This window comes from Nitrosococcus halophilus Nc 4, assembly GCF_000024725.1.
In the GTDB taxonomy this organism is placed as follows: Bacteria; Pseudomonadota; Gammaproteobacteria; order Nitrosococcales; family Nitrosococcaceae; genus Nitrosococcus; species Nitrosococcus halophilus.
This window is the reverse complement of the sequence record NC_013960.1, coordinates 2,639,109-2,657,247: the sequence shown is the minus strand read 5'-3', so window position 1 is coordinate 2,657,247 and position 18,139 is coordinate 2,639,109. Positions and strand designations below refer to the sequence as shown.

Genomic DNA, 18,139 nt, shown 5'->3' with positions numbered 1-18,139 from the left:
GTATTACGATTGGGATATGGTAACGCAACGGGCCTACAAATTCAGGTTTTACCCAACGCCCCAGCAAAAGCGGCAATTGGCCATAGAATTTGGCCATGCTCGCTATGTGTGGAATTGGGCGTTGGAGGCCCGAACGAAGGCGTATAAAGAGGATGGCGAGTCGCTGAATACGATAAGCCTCAGTCGCCAATTGACGGTACTTAAAAAGACGGCGTGCCCCTGGCTGAGTGAAGCCACCGCCGGTTGCCATACCTAGAAATTGCGAGACCAAGATACAGCCTTTAAGCATTTCTTTGCCGGTCGAGCGAAATACCCACGATTTAAGAAGCGTCATCAGACTCAATCGGTACGCTATCAACTCGATCAACGCCATGTGGCGAAGAACTTCAACGCCGAAAACCAACGGTTGAAACTGCCCAAGCTTGGGGCACTGAAGATCAAGTGGTCTCGGAATGTGGGCGGTATCCCTAAAATGGTGACAGTGAGTAAAGACCCCGCTGGCCGTTATTTCGTCAGCATGGCCTGCGAGGTGGAGATTACGGCGCTGCCTACCCGCAAGAATGCGATTGGGGTGGATGTGGGCGTCAAGGATGTGGTGGTGACCTCTAGCGGGGATAAGTCCGGCGCGCCTAAATACACTTACCAGTACGCACGGCAATTGAAAATGGCGCAGCCTCGCTTTCTGAGTGCGGGACTATTCAAGAGTTGATGCCGCTCAAGATCCGTGAATGGGAATGCCCGGACTGTGGAACGGAACACGATAGGGATATCAACGCGGCCAAAAATGTGTTGAGGTTGGGTGCGGCGGGGAGCGCCGGAACCGATAAAGCGCGTGGAGCGGTGAAGACCCCAAGGGCCGTGGCCTAGCCACCGCCCGAGGACTGCTGAGAAACGCGAATTCTCCAGGCTGACAAGGTGAGGAGGGACCGAACCGCAGTCAGTCATGGCGAAACTCCAAGAAGCAGTGGAACTAATGCCGGCCAAATGTTGTCGAGCATAAGGGCCTGGGCCTCAGGGCGAGGATGGATACCATCAGATTGCATTAACTCTGATCGGGTGGCAATCCCATGCAGGATAAAGGGTGCGATGGCCACTCCATACTCGTTCTTAAGATCGGCAAATAGTTTTTGGAACCTTTCCGTGTACAAAGGACCATAATTAGGCGGCAAGCGCATCCTAACAAGTAACACCTTGGCGCCGCTTTGCTGAGATTTTTGAATAATCTGGGAAAAGTTTCGTCGCATTTCCCCCAGCGATAACCCCCGTAGACCGTCATTGCCCCCCAACTCGACAACTACAATTTCCGGCTGATGAGTCTCCAGAAGAGGATCAAGGCGAGCCAATGCGCCGCGGGTAGTTTCTCCGCTAATACTGGCATTAACCACCTGATAAGGGTAGCCTTCACGGGTCAAACGTTCCTGGAGCCGCGTGACCCAACCTTGATCGAGAGGGATACCATAGCTGGCACTCAGACTATCGCCTAGGACTACGATGACCGGCTGGAGCGCGGCCCCGGCGACCATAGATTGGAGCAATAAACCGACAAGCACACTAAATCGAAATATGGAAAATAATTTCATCATACGCGCAGAACACCTCATCAAACGCGTGGAAAGCCCAGAGAATCTACTGACCATCCTGAATGATATCAGCTTTTCCATTGCCCACTCGGAAGCTTTGGCCATTATCGGAGCTTCCGGCTCCGGCAAATCGACCTTATTGGGTCTTCTAGCCGGCTTGGACACACCCACTTCCGGGCGGGTTATCTTGGATGGCGTCGACCTACAAACCCTGGATGAAGACGGACGGGCCCGGCTACGCAGCGACCGGGTCGGTTTTGTCTTTCAAAGTTTCCATCTCTTGCCCAATCTCACCGCCCTAGAAAACGTCATGCTGCCTTTGGAACTCGGGGGCCACTCCCAGCCGCGGGAGGCGGCCCTAGCCGAGCTAGAAGCCGTCGGCCTCGGCCATCGCACGGGCCACTACCCTAACCAACTTTCAGGCGGTGAACAACAACGGGTGGCCATTGCCCGCGCCTTTGCGCCTCGCCCTCCGATCCTTTTTGCCGATGAGCCCACTGGAAATTTGGATGGCAAAACAGGCGCCAAAGTAAGCGATCTCCTGTTTGCCATGAAGCGAGAACACGGCACTACCCTAGTGCTGGTCACCCACGACAAAGCACTCACCAAGCATTGCGACCGCACTTTAGCCCTGGACAATGGGCGTTTGGTGACCTCCCACTGATGGACCATGAAAATAGACTTAACTAAGAGATCCCTTAACCAACCACTGCTCTTTACCCGAGCACTGGCTATGCAACTGAGGAGGGCTGGATGAAATCATTGGCATTTTCCCTCACCACCCTGAAGCGGGACTGGCGTTCTGGCGAAATCCGGTTAATCGCAGTTGCCCTGATCATCGCCGTAAGCGCTGTGACCACGGTTAACTTTTTCGTTGAACGATTGCGCCAGGCCATGGAGACAGAAGCCGGGACGGTGCTAGGGGGCGACTTGGTAGTGGAATCCCGCAATCCCCTATCAGAAAATTTCATCACCAAAGCCCAGACCCTAGGGCTGGAAACCACCCAGACGGTATCCTTTCGAAGCATGGTACCTGCTGGCGACAGGCTGCAACTCACCGAAGTCAAAGCCGTTGAAGGAAATTATCCCCTGCGGGGACAATTAATGGTGGGAGAAGATCCCTTTGCGCAGCCCACCGAAGCAGACCACCCCCCCGCACCGGGAACCGTGTGGCTCGATCCTCAACTTGCGCCCACCCTCGAGCGAACGGTAGGCGACCAGATAGCGCTAGGGCAGTTAAGCTTAGTCGTGGATAAGCTACTGCTATTGGAACCGGACCGAGGGGGGCAACTGTTTAACATCGCCCCCCGTCTACTGATGAATTTGGAAGATGTGGAGCATACCGGTTTATTGCAGCCGGGAAGCCAGGCCCGCTATCGTCTGCTACTGGCAGGCCCCCATAAAGAAATTATCTCCTATAAACACTGGGCCAAAAACCACCTCCCAGAAAATAGCCGAGTGATGGGGGTCCGCGATGGACGACCCCAGCTACGGACCGCCCTCCAACGAGCCGACCAATTTCTGACCTTGGCGGCCCTGACCAGCGTTTTTCTCGCCGGCGTCGCCATTGCCATCGCGGCGAGACGATATGCCGATCGCCACCAGGACAATTGTGCCGTCATGCGTTGCCTGGGCGCGACCCAGGGATTGATTATTCAAATTTATGCCTTGACCATGGTTTGGCTTGGGCTGGTGACCAGCCTTATCGGCTGTGGAGTGGCCTGGTTAGCCCAATCGGTGCTTGCCCATTTAATGAGCCATCTCTTTCAAAGCGAGTTGCCCCCCGCCTCCCTATGGCCCTTGCTTACCGGTACCTTGACCGGCTTAATTGCCCTCCTCGGCTTTGCCCTACCGCCCCTGATGCGGCTCAAAGATGTGCCTCCTTCTCGGGTGCTCCGCCGGGATACAAAAGCGTCCCATCAGCCCGTGTACACCGTCTATTTAGGCGCTCTCATCGCTATTGCCGCCCTCATCCCGTGGCAATCGGGGGAAATGAGATTAACCCTCTATGTCCTGGGGGGCAGCATCCTCACCGTATTGGTGCTCGCGGCCTGGTCTTGGCTGCTTATCAGTGGGCTAAAGCTGCTGCGCTCACGGGTAGGGGTGGCCTGGCGCTATGGCTTTGCCAGCGTAGCACGGCGGGCAGGAAGCAGCACCGTGCAGACCATTGCCTTGGGGCTTGGAATCATGGTGATGTTGTTGTTAACCGTGGTGCGTTCCGATCTATTGGCAAACTGGCGGGCTAATCTCCCTCCTGATGCCCCCAACCACTTTGTGATCAATATCCAGCCAGACCAAGTAGAGGTCGTTCAAACGTTCTTTGCCCATCAAGGCCAACCCGTACCCCGGCTTTATCCCAATATCCACGGCCGCTTGGTGGCCATCAACGACACGCCCATAAAGGACAAACACTACGGCAACTCTCGGGCCCGACACCTGGCGAGGCGTGAATTTCACCTTACCTGGGCCCGTGAACTCCAAGCTGACAACCAAATCGTGGCGGGACGCTGGTGGTCCTCCCAAGAATCGGAACCGCCTCAGTTCTCGGTAGAGGCCGATCTTGCCGAAACACTGGGAATCAAACTGGGCGACTCCCTCACCTTCCAGGTCGCCGACCAAAAAGTCATGGCGCCGGTAACCAGTTTACGGGCCATCGAATGGAATTCATTTAATCCCAATTTTTTTGTGATGGCCTCCCCAGGGGTGCTTAACGATGCGCCTGGCACCTACCTGACAAGCTTTTATTTACCGGAAGAAGATAAACCCCTTCTTACCGCCTTAGTGAAACAGTTCCCCAGTGTCACTATCCTTGATGTGGAGGCATTGATGGGGCAGGTCAGAGCCATCATCGACCGGGTTACCCTCGCGGTTGAATTTATTTTTGCTTTTACCGTAGCCGCAGGAGTGGTGGTATTGTTTGCCGCCATTCAGTCCACTAATGACGAACGTTTCCATGAAAGCGCGGTGTTTCGAACATTGGGAGCCAGCAAAGGCACCATCATGCGCGGCCTAGCGGCAGAATTTCTTTCCCTGGGAGCCGTGGCGGGCACCGTCGCCGCCATCGGCGCCCTCGCCATTGGATATCTGCTGGCTGAACGGGTATTGCATACCGGTTTTCAGTTCAATGGCTGGTTACTCGTCCTAGGTTTACTCGCCGGCAGTCTTGGCGTAAGCCTTGCCGGCCTTCTAGGGACCCGCTCGGTGCTTCGCGCGCCCCCTTTTCAAACATTGCGGCAGGTGTGAAGGGCTGATACCAATTTAACCAAAGTCGGCACCCATGCGGATTATGACAAGATTGATGCGAATACCGTGTAAGGAGGCAAAAAATGGACATCAAACCGATCAAGGCCGAGGCGGATTACGAAGCAGCCCTAGCGGAGATCGCCCAGCTTATGGATGCTGAAGCTGATACGCCGGAAGGCGATCGGTTGGACCTGCTAACCACCCTGGCCGAGGCATGGGAAGCCAAACACCTCCCGATTGACAAACCGGACCCAATTGAGATGATCAAGCACCGCATGGAAGCTCAAGGTCTTACGCGCCGGGATCTGGAGTCGATGATCGGCAGCCGAAGCCGGGTTTCCGAGGTTCTCTCTCGACGGCGGCCCCTGTCCCTCAATATGATCCGTCGGCTCAACCGGGATATGAACATTCCCGCCGACATTTTGATCCAGCCCTATGAGCTGAACAATAAAACCCAATAGTATCGGGGGATATTACGTCGATTTTATGCCTATCAGTTCGATAACTGAGCACATTCGGGCTTATTGGCGGCGGCAGATTATCAACCGCTACCCCCTTCCCCTGGCCCTCTGGGAGAGGGTCACAACCCAGCTCCCTCTCCTCCAGGGTCTCACTCTGGCAGAATTGAATCGTCTTCGCGATTTAAGCACCTTATTTTTGCACCATAAATCCATTTATGGCGTCCAGGGTCTCAGGGTCACTGAGGAGATGCGCCTCGTGGTGGCGGCCCAAGGGTCCCTACTGATTCTCTACCTGGATTGGGACGATTACCAAGGTTGGCGCACGGTGCTGCTTTACCCAGGGGCGTTTATCGCCAAACATGAGGTGCGGGACGAAAACGGTATCGTACACACGGAACGCCACCCACTGATTGGCGAATCCTGGGACCGGGGGCCGGTGATCCTCTCTTGGGATGAGGTGGCACTCACCCTAACTCCCTCAGAACAATCTGGCAATGTGGTCATCCACGAATTCGCCCATCTGTTAGACATGGGCAATGGCGTAGCGAATGGCATGCCCCCTTTGCACAAAACCATGAACCGCCATGCCTGGACCGCCATTTTCTCTCAGGCTTATCAAAGCTTGAATAAATGCTGGGCGGCGGAGGAACCGATCCCTTTAGATCCCTATGCCCTAGAAAGCCCTGCCGAATTCTTCGCTGTGGCCAGCGAGGCCTTTTTTGTTTTCCCCCAGCGGCTACAAACGGCCCTTCCCCAGCTTTATCAACAACTGCAACTTTACTACCGTCAAGACCCGGCTAAGAGGCTGTTGGAAAACCTTTGTAGGTAGCGGTGGAGCGGTGGCGGGTTTCTCTTCGTTCCTCCTACGGCTCTACGCTAGAACCTACCGACAGGGACAAAAGGAAAATAGGACGAGGAACAACCTAGATTCGGTTTTTAGCCACCAATGCACGCGAATAAACGCTTATAAAAAATGCCTGGAATGATTTTCTGACGGGCCAACGCTTACTTGTCTTTAAGCTATTGAAATATTTGCGTTCATAGGCGCTAATTCGCGGCTAAATATTTTATTTTAGGAGAATTAACAAGCATAGAATTTTCCAACGGCTTCTAACTGCTCCCTTAGCACTTAGAAAATCCTTTTATACCAATTTAGTTAAAGAATGCAATTTATTGAGGCTTCAAGTGGTTGTTTAGACTGAATCTATAGAATGCAAAATTACATGAAATTGGTATTAGAGCCCCTCTTCTTTGGCGGCAAGGATCCACGTACTATAATTTTTTTGGTGCTTCTGGAGGCGGGGAAGATTAACCCAGTAGATTTGATTTCACTCCTATTACTACTGATGGTGGCCAACGGCGCCCCGGTAGTGACCGCTTTCCTATTGAAAGACCGCTTCAGTGGCCCCCTGGATGGCAGTCTTCGGCTTTCTGATGGGCACCCCCTCTTTGGCTCCTCCAAAACTATTCGGGGGATTGCCGCCGCTATTCTGACTACCGCTCTCATCGCCCCGCTATTCGGCTTCTCCTTAACCACTGGCGCCCTGTTTGGTTTTTGGGCCATGGCAGGAGATCTGGTCTCTAGTTTCATCAAGCGACGCCTTAGCTTGCCCTCCGGCGCTAATGTGCCCGGCTTGGACCACATTCCAGAAGCTTTTTTTCCCCTTTGTTTTTTACGGAGCCAGATGGCCATACCCTGGCCCAATCTAGCAGTGATCCTCCTGGCCTTTGCCTTGCTCGATCTCTTCCTATGGTATTTATGGGGCCGGCTTTATCCTCGCTTCCGCTAGCTTAAGCGCAGCAAAGCCGGTGCAAGGTAATTTCAGGGGGGCAATTGAGGCGGACATCCACTACGCAGACTCCCGAGCCCACTGAAGTATAGCCTTGCATCTGATGATAACGCCAAGGCCCGGCACAGATTCTGCGAGGGCAACGGGCATTAACCATGATAGGGATACCACCGGGCAAACAGATTTGCCCTCCATGGGTGTGCCCACAGAACATCACATCAAAGCCACAATGGGCCGCTCGTTTATAAATTTCAGGAGAATGGGCCAACAAAATTCGGGAGGCCGATTCAGGGATCTCGGCACAGGCCTTTTCCAAATTGTCGGCGCAATAATAATGGGGATCATCAACCCCCGCCAAATAGAACGCAGCACCGTCCCGCTCAATAGCCACCGACTCGTTAAGGAGCACCCGCACTCCCATCGCCTCCAAACCCGGAACCATGCGAATGGTATCATGATTACCAAGTACCCCGTAGATAGGGACCTTGAGATGGGGGCGCAATTGTTCCATGGCCTCTATCACGGATTGGTAAGGCCCGTAGGTCTTGGCGCGTAAATCCCCGGTGATCACACACAGGTCATACTCTACCTTCTGAACCTGTTCAATCAGGGCATGGGGAAGCTGCCCGTTCATGTCCAGGTGCAGATCACTTAAGTGCAAAAGAGTATAACCTTCAAAAGAGGGGGGTAGCCCCCGGAGGGAAATTTCGTTATGACGGACCTGAATGGCCAGGGCATTGCGTTTACCTCGCCGGTGGAGGGCCAAACAACGCAAGGTCATCCGAATGAAAGAATGGACAGAATACCAATTCTCAATATGAAAAAAATTACGCCCCTGGGAAAAGACGTGGGTTTCATGATCCCCTTCAATACCCAGACGCTGCTTGAGATGGAGGGGACCCACCCGCTGTTCAAGCTGTTTTAAAACCCAGGTTTCCTCCTGCTCCAGGGGAAGGATCTCCTCCGCGGAGGAGACTCCATTTGCCACCACGCCAGCCCAAGCGGAAGGGGCATACTTATCATTCCTTTGTTTCATTGCTTAAATATCCTGGTTAATCGGCAAGTTGCGCCTGAATGGCCCCTACTTGAAGCTGTTCAAGGACGCTTAGATCCGAGAAGGGCCCCAACCCCGTTTCAAGGCGCGCCACTTGGCCCGAAGGGAGAACTCCTTGAAATTGTTGCCTGTGTGAACGTACCAATCCTTGGGAGTCCAGATAACGCACTTCAATGCCAATGTCACGGACCGCTACCGGTGCCCGGTTGGCCACCTCGGCAATGAGATAACCGCGCCTGTCCAATCCAGCACGAACCGCCAGATACTTTTGGGGGTTCTGGGGTAAATCCAACCGGGCTAACGCACGGCCTGCTTCAAGGCCGAGAGGAGACTGGGAGGCGGCCGCTTTTTGATAATAGGCTATGGCGCTTTGCCGATCATTTTGAGCCAAGGCCAGATCCCCCAGAGCTTTGTTGGCCGTCGCCGTGGGCAATAGGGCCAAACTCCGCTGAAGATCCTGACGAGCACTTTCCAGATCCCCCAGGGCTTTTTTTACCTGGCCCCGTTGGTTATAAAAGTAAAAAAAGCGGTCATTGCGCGCGATAGCCTGATTATAATCCACCAAGGCCTCTTGGTAGCCTTCTCTAGCCAAATGGACATCACCCCGCAAGGCGTAGAACAGGGCCTCCCGTGGCTCTTCAGCAATGGCCTGCTCCGCCAAAGCCAAAGCTTGTTGCAAATGACCTTCCTGGAGTGCTTTACGGCCCTTATCATAAGCCCCATAGGCATTTTCCGCCTGTTTTAGGGGGGCGATCTTCGCCTGGTACTGCTCTACCCCTAGCTCCCCCCCTGCAGGCAAAGTACGGGCAATCGCTCGGTTGGCTTCCACCCGCTCCCGGGAAGGGGGATGACTCGCGAATAACCCCGAGAGCCAATTCTCCTGCCGCCCTTCGGAGAGGCGAACAAAAGTTTCCTGGAGGCTGACTGCAGCCCAGGGATCATAACCGGCACGGGACATATAGCGCATGCCATACAGATCCGCCTCCCGCTCCGCATCGCGACTATATTTCTGGGTGACTAATTGCGCCGCTACTTGGGCCCCCCCCAATACCAAGGGGGCATACTCACCACCCCCCGCTGTCACTGCTGTAGCCAGCACCGCCCCCTTGAGTAACAAGCCACGCTCCATGCCCTGGGCACCATGACGGGCCGCGGCATGGACAATCTCATGACCTAGCACCGCCGCTAATTCGGCTTCATTATTGAGCTCAGTTAGCAGCCCCCGGTTAAGGGCAATCTTACCGCCTGGTAAAGCCCAAGCATTGGGTATGGAATCATTGATCACCGTAAACTCATAGGGCAAGGAGCGATCACTCACTGTCGCCAGGCGCTGGCCCACCTGACTCACGTAGGCGGTTAATTCAGGGTCCACCACATAATCGCCGCCCTGCATCTGCCGCATCGCCAAATAATTCTCCTCCCCCATCTGCACTTCCTGGGTTTCGGAGACCAGTGACAACTCCCGCTCACCGGTGACAGGATTAACTGCACAGGCACTGAGCAGTGCGGCCAGCAACAGCAGTACAAAGCTTAATTGCCCAGCCATTTTGCTTGTTTTACTCTTACCCTTCTCAAGGGCGAATACCCTTATCCCCTAAAAATAGAGCATCTTTACCAGGAACGTCGCCAAATTCTGCTTCAGCTTTTGCCATTCGCTCTACGGTAATGATCGGTAATCACCTGGGCGACACAACAGGTCAATCGCTGAGCGGTGGGAATATGGAGAAACTCATTAGGACCATGAGCGTTAGAGTGGGGACCTAAAACCCCTGTGACCAAAAACTGTGCCTGGGGAAATTTCTCCCCCAGCATTCCCATGAAGGGGATCGACCCGCCCTCTCCCATATAAACCGCAGGCTTACCAAAATAGGTATTCGAAGCCTGTGCCAGGGATTTTTCCAACCAGGGGGAAAGAGCGGGAGCATTCCAACCGCTTGCCGCCTGCTCAGGATGAAAACGGACCTTAGCTCCATAAGGGGGGTCCTGTTCCAGCAGTTGCTTCAAATGATCGCCGGCGGCTTCTGCCTCTACCGTAGGGGGCAACCGCAGGGATAACTTTAATGCCGTCAACGGTCGCAGGACATTGCCTGCCTTATCTAGCGACGGCAATCCCTCGGCGCCGGTAATGGAAAGCGCTGGCCGCCAAGTGCGATTGAGTACCCGCTCCTTATTCTCTGTTCCCATGGGCCCCATGCCCCCAACCCAGGGAAATTTGGTGTAGATCCCATCGCCCAATACTTTTGCCGCGTAAGTGGCCTGCTCGACCCGCTCAGGGGGAATGTCCCCATGAAATTGAGGGGGGATTATCGTTCCAGATTGGGGATCTTCCAAGCGATCAAGCAACTGCCGAATAATGCGGAAGCTGGAAGGCACAATACCGCTCCCATCGCCGGAATGGACCCCCTCACGCAAAACTTCCACCGCCAACTCACCCCCAATCAAACCCCGTAGGGAAGTAGTACACCAAAGCTGATCATAATTGCCTGCTCCGGAATCCAAGCAAATAACCAGGCTAGGCTGACCGATACGCCCAGCTAGGGCATCAATATAGGCGGGAAGATCAGGACTGCCGCTCTCCTCGCTGCACTCGATAAGCACCACGCAACGGGCCCGTGGCACCTCCTGTTCCTGAAGGGCACGCAGGGCCGTGACTGAAGCAAACACGGCATAACCATCATCCGCGCCGCCACGGCCATAGAGTTTGTCGCCTTTAAGCACGGGTTGCCAAGGCCCCAAATCCTCCTCCCAACCCGACATTTCCGGCTGTTTATCCAGATGCCCATACAGCAACACACAGTCTTCTGAATTCCCAGGAACCTCCAAATAAATTAGGGGGGTCCGCCCCGGTAGGCGAAGTATTTCCGTCTTTATCCCCTCAAGGTGCTGTCCCCGGCACCAGCGCTCCACCAAAGCCACCGCATCATCCATATATCCTAGTGTCTGCCATTGGGGCTCAAACAAAGGAGATACCGCTGGAATGCGGATATATTCCTTCAGCTCAGACAAAATAGATTGCTGCCAGATCTGGTCGACAAAGCCGCGGATTTTAGCCGATTCCATGGATATTAGGCTCTCTTACCGGGAATAGGTCTCTGAATTTAGTTTTACTAAAGATAATCTTAGTTTAGAGCATCGGAGGTTTTCTATACGCTCCCTTGCATCGGCGCAGCTTTATGCTGGCGCAAGGCGAGCTGGTAAAGCTCCAGCAATCTGAGGGCGCAGGCTTTTGCGCTCCAGCTCTTGACATATTCACGGCCCTCCGCACTTAATCGCTGCCGTAATTCTGGATCGCGAAGGACAGTGAGTACCTTGGCCGTAAAGTCCGCCACGTTATCCTCAGCCACCAAAGCGCCTCTCCCAGGTCCCACCACATCCCGGGTTCCCATCACCGCTGTGGAAACCACCGGAATACCTAAGGCCATCGCCTCTAGAAGTACCAAACCCTGAGTCTCGGTACGGGAGGCAAAGACGAAGGCATCACCGGCATGATAGCAATCGGGAAGTTCCGCCTCCCGATCCAAGTACCCAATAAACAGCACATTATCCTTTAAACCTAAGGCGTCAACTTGCTTTTTCAAATGATTCAGGGCCGGCCCTTCTCCCGCAATAATCAGCAAAATCCTCGGCTCCTGCTGCTTGACCTCCTTTGTCACCTCCAGCAAAAAATCAATGTTTTTCTCAAACGCCACCCTACCGATATGCACCAGCGTGGGCCGATCCCCAGGGATACCGTAGCGTTCCCGAAAGCGGGCGCCATTTCCCCCCTTGAAACGTTCCAATTCGATACCGGTTGGGACAATGGCCGCCGGGCTTTTTACCCCATAATTTCGCAAGATCCCCAACATGGCGGTAGAAGGCACCACCAGGGCATCCACATTATTACACTGGGTGTTGGTCAAACGGCGGGCCGCAAAACGCAACCAAGCTTTGGGTAAAAATGGAATGTAATGGTAGAGATACTCCTCAAAGAAGGTGTGATAACTCTCTACCCGCGGCAAGCCCAGACGCTTGGACAGGGCTACCCCCACATAATGGGCCACGAAAGGAGTATGGATGTGGATCAAATCAAAGCCTTGCTTTGCCAACTCCGGGGTCAGATTAAGAATATGCCGCCATTTAAGGAACCGGTCTTCTGGATCGCGAATCACTGGCCGTGCGGGAATTCGAATAAGGTCGGCTTCCGGAACTTCGCCCTGGCCATAGGCCGGCGCAATCAAGGTGACTTCGTGGCCTAAAGCTTGGAGCTCGTGGCGAAAAGTTTGGATCGAAGTGGAAACACCATTGATCCGAGGAAAGTAAACGTCCGAGATCTTTAAAATGCGCACGGCAACTCCAAGTATCAGCAAACCCAAAACCGCGATGATTACTTGGACCGCCGAACGCTGTCAATCACTTACTTTTACCCGTTCATCATCATCAGCACCTGCTCTTAAAACTCATAGCGTAAGGTGGCAAAGAAATTGCGGCCGGGACCGGGGAGACGCTGCCCGACCGGTACGTCGCTATTGAGCGTCCGATTGAAACCCGTTAAATGATCGATATAGGTCTTATCGAGTAAATTATCGATTCCGGCGGTAAAGGTAATGCCCTGATTGGGCAACCGATATTGCCCATAGAAATTAACCAGGACATAGCCAGGGGTAGCCTCATTGTTATTGTTGGGGTTGTCCGGATCTCGGGTAATCGTATCCGAAATATCTTCCTGCCGATAAACCAATACGCTTTCAACGGTGGCAAACCAGTGGGCCCGTTCATGGGTAAGGCCTAAGCGCAAGGTAGGCGGAGCAATGCGGAAGAGATCATCGTCAATGTCCCGCCGTTTACCCCGGACGTAACTGGCTACCCCATCGACCCGCCATTGGGGATGGAAACGATAGCCAAAATCGGCATCGAGGCCATAAAATTCGGCATCCACATTGGTAAATTGCAGCGGGGTGGGATCTCCAGCCGCATTGGCACTGACCGCAGTCACCACTGGATCCGTCACCGGGGCCCCTTGAATATAATCGTCCACCCTGCGGTAATAGGCCCGCGGTGAAAAGTAAGCGGCTTGAGTTCGCCAATCAAAACCAAACTCCAGCTGATGGGAAACTTCCGGGTCAAGATCCACTTTGCCCACGTAGTTGTTGCCATCCCCAAGACCGGCATTAACTTCTAGAGGGATCCAGAGGAAACGTTCAATATAGGAAGGAGAACGGGTCTTACGGGCCGCCCCAAAGGTCCAACGAAGGGCAGGGTCCATTTGATAGTCAAGCTTGACCACCCAGTCCACATTATTATCCGTTTGATCCCGATCAGCATGATTAAACCGTTCCCTGAGCACAAACACCGCACGGGGGGGAGTCCCCATGGGAAACATGCCTGGATTGGCATCCACCAATTGGGCGGGAAAGGCATTGACCTTATCCGCATCCATTTCCACGCGGCTATAACGGACCCCAAGCTCCAGCCCCCAGTCTTGATAAATTTCCCCAGTCCATTCACTGAAGAACCCGTAAACGTTGGACTGAGCGTCATTAAAATTAGTAATAAAGAAGGGCGCAAAATCAGGATCAAAGACAGTGGCGTTATGCTGGGCATCATGGCCATCGGCGCCAATCGCTAAACTTCCTTTCCACAAAGAAAAGGTCGCTTTAACTCCATAGCCGATATCCTCACTATCGGCATTGACAAAACGCTTATCATCGCCGGCGCAGAAGGGTACCGGAAGTTGGCAAAATTCAGGCGTCTGCCGAATCTTAAAATTGTTCATTTGATGGTCCACATTGGAATAATGGAGCCTGGTTTCGAACTGAATATTATTCCAAAAACCGATGTAGTTCCCCCCCACTCGATCGGTCTCGGTAAAACCAATATCCAGAGGTAAGGCGGGAGTGCCGGTATCGGAAGTATCCAGACGTTGATAATCAACACCAAATTCATGGTTGCCCATCCGAAAACCATATCCTCCACCATAGGTATTCCGCTCGTATTCGGTGCCTTTGATGGTGCCATCTCCAAACTCGGTGTCATCCCCATCATCCCGACTACCCAGGAAATGTAACCGGTGGCGGTCATTGGACAAAGAGAAGATACCCCCTAGACCATAACCCTCATCCACCGAATGGCCAGTGGCTTCCACATCGCTGTGAAATTCAAATTGCTCGCTGTCGGTAAACTGGCTGGACTTGGATTTGGCCTCCATATAGCCCCCTACTCCAGAACCAGAACTTACCGGGGCGATCCCCCGCGTGACATCTAGGGATTCCAGCAAGCTGCGGGGCATATAGTGCAAGGGGGGATCCATCCAATTAGGCCCCCCCGATTCAATCGGAGTGCCATTTAGCCGTACATTCATTCGCAATCCAAACATCCCTCGGTATTGAGCAATGCCGGTAATAGGGCCGTTGGCATTGACGCCGGCCCCCGGAGTTCGCTTTAGCAGATCGGCCACATCAGGAACCGCAGCGGGCTTTTCTTCCGGCTGCACCACTGAGCGGTCAATGGGCTGTCCCACGACCTCAAGTTCCGGCAAACTCACTTCCTGGGCAAAAAGTGGGGGGATAACGCAAGCAGCCACGAGAACGGAGATTGGCGTTCGTTTAATCATTCTTCTCCCCTGATTATATTAATTTTTATCTAAGCCAAAATTTTACTCTTGCAAAATTTATGCTAAACACTTTTTACATAATAAACAAATACTTATAGATAAAGCTTAGCCGGGCTTAATAGTGAAATTGCGGCATTTCCCTTAATTTTTGCCTACCCTCACCTTTTTTCTTCCTCCAACCGCAGCCCCTTAGGCACCACGACCCGATCCACTCCCTCGAATAGTCCTTGAACCAGGAGGGCCAGCCCCGCTGCGGGAATCGCACCTTCCAAGATCAGGCCCACATCATCCAAGCGAATCCCACTCAGTATAGGCTGACCATAGCCTCCAGCGCCGATTAAAGCGCCTAGGGTCGCTGTCCCCACATTAATCACCGCCGAAGTTTTAATCCCCGCCAAAATAGCGCGAGAGGCCATGGGCAGTTCCACCAAGCGCAATCTAGCCGCCGCTGAAAGCCCTAGCGCTGCTCCCGATTCCAAGAGCTGTGGGGGAATATCCCGCAACCCGGTATAGGTATTACGAAGGATAGGCAATAAGCTATAAAGAAATAAAGCCACCATCGCGGGGGGTCCGCCGATGCCCAGGAGAGGAATCATAAAAACCAATAAGGCAAGGGCGGGAATGGTCTGAATGATCCCCGCAATACTCAAAATCATTTGCCCCAGGCGAGGCCGGTAGGCGGCGATGACTCCCAGAGGGATGGCGACGATAATGGCACTTAGCAGGGAAATGCCGACCAAGGCCAAGTGTTCTTTGGTATGGCGATAAAAGCGTTGCCAGGCGGTGACAGAGGCGGTCTGAGGGGGATAACCCAACGTCTGTTCCAGAAAATGACCAGCTACCTGGGAATCGGGGATTCGCTCCAATTTAGCCTGGGCGTTCATGGCGACCATCGCCGCCGAGTCGAGTTGTCCTTCTAGGGATTGCAAGGCAGCCACCGCCTCTGGCGCCCGTTTTAAAAGCTCATTTCGATAAAGAAATAGGGCTTTATAGTCAGGAAAGTAATGGCGATCATCCTCCAACACCCGCAATCCATAGTATTGGATCTCCGCATCGGTAGAGTAGAGATCCATCACTTGCACAGACCCCTGCTCCAGTCCTCGGTAAGCGAGATCGTGATCTAACCCACTGACCTGGCGCTGAGGTAACCCATAGTGAGCGCGTAAGCCCGGCCATCCATCAGCCCGGGCCATGAACTCATTGCTAAACCCCAACACCAACTCGGGGTGCTGAAGCAAATCCGAAATCTTGCTGATATTGAGTTTTTGGGCAACCTCTTCTTTCATCCCTAGGGCGTAGCTATTATTGAAGCCCAAGGGGCGGCTCATCTCAATTCCCTGGGTGGCCAAGAAACGGCGCAGTTCGGATTCTGCGGTGACCTGCTGGGCAAGAATTTCATGGTAAAGGGTGCCCGTATACTCAGGATAAATATCGATTTCGCCGGCAAGCAAGGCATTCCAAAGGACGCGGGACCCCCCCAGCTCCCGACGATGAACAGCCTTGGTGCCGACACTCCGCACCAACTGGGTGGCCAACTCACCCAGGATAACGGACTCGGTGAACTTCTTGGACCCTACCATTACCGGGGAAGCGGCGAAGCATCCCGAAAACATCATCCACAAAGTCAACGCTAGAGCGGTTTTACTTACCGTGTGGCCTTTCATAAATATCCAGGGGCGAACGCTGAGCCCGAATAAAACGTTCCACAAAGGGAGTCCCCGGCCTTTCCACGAAATCCTGAATCCCCCCCTGCTGAATGATTTTTCCTTCCTGCAGCAAAACGATGTGATCGCCGAAATAGGCCGCCTCCCCCATATCGTGGGTGACCATCACCACGGTTTTACCCAAAGCCCTAAAAACGCTTTTCAGCTCGGACTGCAACTCGTAGCGGTTCAGAGGATCTAGCGCGCCAAGGGGTTCATCCAACAATAACAGCTCTGGATCGAGCATCAGGGCACGCATTAAAGCCACCCGTTGCCGTTGTCCCCCGGATAGCTGGGTGGGGTAGCGGTCTAAGGCTTCATTCGGAAAACGGGTCAAGGTGACCAATTCCCCGAGCCGTTGTTGTATCCGGGCCTTCTCCCATCCCAGATGGTCAGCCACCAAAGTGATATTACCTCGGGCCGTGAAGTGGGGAAATAATCCCCCTTCTTGGATAACGTACCCCATTCCCTGGCGTTGCTCTAAAATATTGGCAGCAGTCAGTAAGGTGCCGCCAAAACGGATGGTTCCGGTATCTGGCTGGATGAGCCCTATCATCAACCGCAGCAAGGTGGACTTGCCACAGCCGCTAGGGCCAATTAAAACTGTAGTCCGGCCCGGTGAGATGGAGAGATCCGTAATATGTAAAGCAATGATACCGCCGTAACGTTTGGAAACCGCTTCCAGTTCTAGCATGTCCTTGCACTCCGGAATTGAAGGGAGTCAGCACCAAAATTCTAAATCTAAATGATGTTTTCCCCTCAAAAAAATGACTGACGCCGGCCATGGGACGAAAAAATACGACCTGCTGGCTCTATAAGGCGGAACAGTTAGCGCTAAAATAGGTGATTTGACCTAATACACTACGGCAAATGACCCAATTTAAAGCCCAATGTATTCCCAGAGTTGAAGTTCCTCACTTTTCCGTTTATTTTGCTGTCCGTGACTTTTCTAGATCCCCTTTTTACCACCTCTTTCACCTTTGCGCTCCTATTGGGCCTGCTTAGCGGACTGCACTGTGTGGCCATGTGTGGCGCCATCATTGGCACCCTGACCTTAAGCCTACCCCGGGAAATCCGCAGCCAAAAAAAGCGGCTGGTCCCTTTTATCTTTGCCTATAATCTTGGCCGGGTCGCGAGCTACATCACCATGGGATTAATCATGGGCTTGCTGGTAGGGTTGCTGGGCTCCACCAACCATCCCGTCATATTTGGAGTCTCAGGGCACGACATATTGCAAGCAACCTCGGCCCTGATCATGCTGAGCACGGGGCTGTATATCGCGAATTGGTTCCCCCGCTTTGCTGTGGTAGAGCGGATAGGGGTCCCACTATGGCGCAGGCTAGAGCCCCTGGGGCGGCGACTCATTCCTGTCCGCACTCGGAAACAGGCCTTTGTATTTGGTGTCATTTGGGGCTGGCTACCTTGCGGCTTAGTCTATAATGCCATAGCAGTGGCTGCCACCACGGGCAGCGGGACTCGGAGCGCCTTGACCATGCTCGCCTTTGGTATCGGCACCCTACCCACGGTGATGAGTACAGGCATCTTTACCGCCTGGATGGCTCACCTGGCCAGCCTAAATGGCTTGCGCCGGGTGGCTGGTTTGGTGATCATTGCGATGGCTGTGATTAACTTACTTGCTATTGGGTCCTATTAGGGCTAATACAGTCAAAGAAAATAGGGTAATATACGTCTTAAAATGACCAAATAACTAAACTAATA

14 protein-coding genes and 1 pseudogene are annotated in these 18,139 nt (G+C 53.5%); 7 read left to right on the top strand and 8 right to left on the bottom strand.

Translation table 11 applies throughout. The features are described from left to right. The first annotated feature begins 16 nt into the window (after positions 1-16). Positions 17-867: pseudogene (locus tag NHAL_RS12535) on the top strand (RNA-guided endonuclease InsQ/TnpB family protein). Positions 868-941: 74 nt separating this feature from the next. Here the strand turns inward: NHAL_RS12535 and NHAL_RS12530 are convergent. Beyond that, positions 942-1,583, bottom strand: coding sequence for an arylesterase (locus NHAL_RS12530; RefSeq protein WP_049780647.1), 642 nt, complete (start codon positions 1,581-1,583; stop codon positions 942-944). Here NHAL_RS12530 and NHAL_RS12525 point away from each other — a divergent pair. The 5 genes from NHAL_RS12525 to NHAL_RS12505 all read left to right on the top strand — a co-directional run bounded on the left by NHAL_RS12525 (position 1,564) and on the right by NHAL_RS12505 (position 7,074). Further along, entirely contained in the window at positions 1,564-2,244 is a 681-nt protein-coding gene (locus NHAL_RS12525; protein WP_013033518.1) for an ABC transporter ATP-binding protein, read from the top strand. The two genes, NHAL_RS12530 and NHAL_RS12525, sit on opposite strands and share 20 nt — an antisense overlap. Positions 2,245-2,333: 89 nt before the next feature. After that, positions 2,334-4,823 carry an ABC transporter permease gene (locus NHAL_RS12520; RefSeq protein ID WP_013033517.1) on the top strand — a complete coding sequence of 830 codons (2,490 nt, stop codon included), beginning with the start codon at positions 2,334-2,336 and terminating at the stop codon, positions 4,821-4,823. Between the two features lie 83 nt (positions 4,824-4,906). After that, complete coding sequence (locus tag NHAL_RS12515; protein ID WP_013033516.1) at positions 4,907-5,284, top strand: helix-turn-helix domain-containing protein; 378 nt, start codon at positions 4,907-4,909, stop codon at positions 5,282-5,284. A 25-nt stretch (positions 5,285-5,309) separates the two neighbouring features. Continuing rightward, the gene (locus tag NHAL_RS12510; protein ID WP_013033515.1) at positions 5,310-6,113 is read left to right on the top strand and encodes a M90 family metallopeptidase; all 804 of its coding nucleotides are present in this window, start codon (positions 5,310-5,312) and stop codon (positions 6,111-6,113) included. A 394-nt stretch (positions 6,114-6,507) separates the two neighbouring features. After that, positions 6,508-7,074 carry a CDP-archaeol synthase gene (locus tag NHAL_RS12505; protein WP_157862564.1) on the top strand — a complete coding sequence of 189 codons (567 nt, stop codon included), beginning with the start codon at positions 6,508-6,510 and terminating at the stop codon, positions 7,072-7,074. Position 7,075: 1 nt separating this feature from the next. Here the strand turns inward: NHAL_RS12505 and NHAL_RS12500 are convergent, their stop codons facing one another. From NHAL_RS12500 to NHAL_RS12470, 7 genes are all read right to left on the bottom strand, one after another. Further along, entirely contained in the window at positions 7,076-8,110 is a 1,035-nt protein-coding gene (locus tag NHAL_RS12500) for a metallophosphoesterase (RefSeq protein WP_013033513.1), read from the bottom strand. A gap of 16 nt (positions 8,111-8,126) precedes the next feature. Next, complete coding sequence (locus tag NHAL_RS12495; protein ID WP_013033512.1) at positions 8,127-9,674, bottom strand: M48 family metalloprotease; 1,548 nt, start codon at positions 9,672-9,674, stop codon at positions 8,127-8,129. A 92-nt stretch (positions 9,675-9,766) separates the two neighbouring features. Beyond that, positions 9,767-11,188 carry a M20 family metallopeptidase gene (locus NHAL_RS12490; RefSeq protein ID WP_013033511.1) on the bottom strand — a complete coding sequence of 474 codons (1,422 nt, stop codon included), beginning with the start codon at positions 11,186-11,188 and terminating at the stop codon, positions 9,767-9,769. 83 nt (positions 11,189-11,271) lie between these two features. Next, the gene (locus tag NHAL_RS12485; protein WP_013033510.1) at positions 11,272-12,453 is read right to left on the bottom strand and encodes a glycosyltransferase; all 1,182 of its coding nucleotides are present in this window, start codon (positions 12,451-12,453) and stop codon (positions 11,272-11,274) included. A gap of 104 nt (positions 12,454-12,557) precedes the next feature. Continuing rightward, positions 12,558-14,717 (bottom strand): TonB-dependent receptor, encoded by a 2,160-nt coding sequence (locus NHAL_RS12480; RefSeq protein ID WP_013033509.1) that lies wholly within the window; start codon positions 14,715-14,717, stop codon positions 12,558-12,560. Positions 14,718-14,875: 158 nt separating this feature from the next. Then, positions 14,876-16,381 (bottom strand): ABC transporter permease/substrate-binding protein, encoded by a 1,506-nt coding sequence (locus NHAL_RS12475; protein ID WP_013033508.1) that lies wholly within the window; start codon positions 16,379-16,381, stop codon positions 14,876-14,878. Beyond that, entirely contained in the window at positions 16,359-17,114 is a 756-nt protein-coding gene (locus NHAL_RS12470; protein WP_013033507.1) for an ATP-binding cassette domain-containing protein, read from the bottom strand. Before NHAL_RS12470 ends, NHAL_RS12475 begins: the two co-directional genes overlap by 23 nt. 210 nt (positions 17,115-17,324) lie before the next feature. Between NHAL_RS12470 and NHAL_RS12465 the strand changes: the two genes are divergently transcribed. Beyond that, a complete protein-coding gene (locus tag NHAL_RS12465) occupies positions 17,325-18,074 on the top strand; it encodes a sulfite exporter TauE/SafE family protein (RefSeq protein ID WP_238985350.1) in 750 nt (249 codons plus the stop codon). The last annotated feature ends 65 nt before the right edge of the window (positions 18,075-18,139 follow it).

Excerpts from the sequence above, each read along its gene's own strand:
- NHAL_RS12525 (WP_013033518.1), top strand. The coding sequence starts at position 1,564 with ATGGAAAATAATTTCATCATACGCGCAGAACACCTCATCAAACGCGTG.
- NHAL_RS12520 (WP_013033517.1), top strand. The coding sequence starts at position 2,334 with ATGAAATCATTGGCATTTTCCCTCACCACCCTGAAGCGGGACTGGCGT.
- NHAL_RS12500 (WP_013033513.1), bottom strand. The coding sequence starts at position 8,110 with ATGAAACAAAGGAATGATAAGTATGCCCCTTCCGCTTGGGCTGGCGTG.
- NHAL_RS12510 (WP_013033515.1), top strand. The coding sequence starts at position 5,310 with ATGCCTATCAGTTCGATAACTGAGCACATTCGGGCTTATTGGCGGCGG.
- NHAL_RS12475 (WP_013033508.1), bottom strand. The coding sequence starts at position 16,381 with ATGAAAGGCCACACGGTAAGTAAAACCGCTCTAGCGTTGACTTTGTGG.
- NHAL_RS12515 (WP_013033516.1), top strand. The coding sequence starts at position 4,907 with ATGGACATCAAACCGATCAAGGCCGAGGCGGATTACGAAGCAGCCCTA.
- NHAL_RS12480 (WP_013033509.1), bottom strand. The coding sequence starts at position 14,717 with ATGATTAAACGAACGCCAATCTCCGTTCTCGTGGCTGCTTGCGTTATC.
- NHAL_RS12470 (WP_013033507.1), bottom strand. The coding sequence starts at position 17,114 with ATGCTAGAACTGGAAGCGGTTTCCAAACGTTACGGCGGTATCATTGCT.
- NHAL_RS12530 (WP_049780647.1), bottom strand. The coding sequence starts at position 1,583 with ATGATGAAATTATTTTCCATATTTCGATTTAGTGTGCTTGTCGGTTTA.
- NHAL_RS12490 (WP_013033511.1), bottom strand. The coding sequence starts at position 11,188 with ATGGAATCGGCTAAAATCCGCGGCTTTGTCGACCAGATCTGGCAGCAA.
- NHAL_RS12495 (WP_013033512.1), bottom strand. The coding sequence starts at position 9,674 with ATGGCTGGGCAATTAAGCTTTGTACTGCTGTTGCTGGCCGCACTGCTC.
- NHAL_RS12505 (WP_157862564.1), top strand. The coding sequence starts at position 6,508 with ATGAAATTGGTATTAGAGCCCCTCTTCTTTGGCGGCAAGGATCCACGT.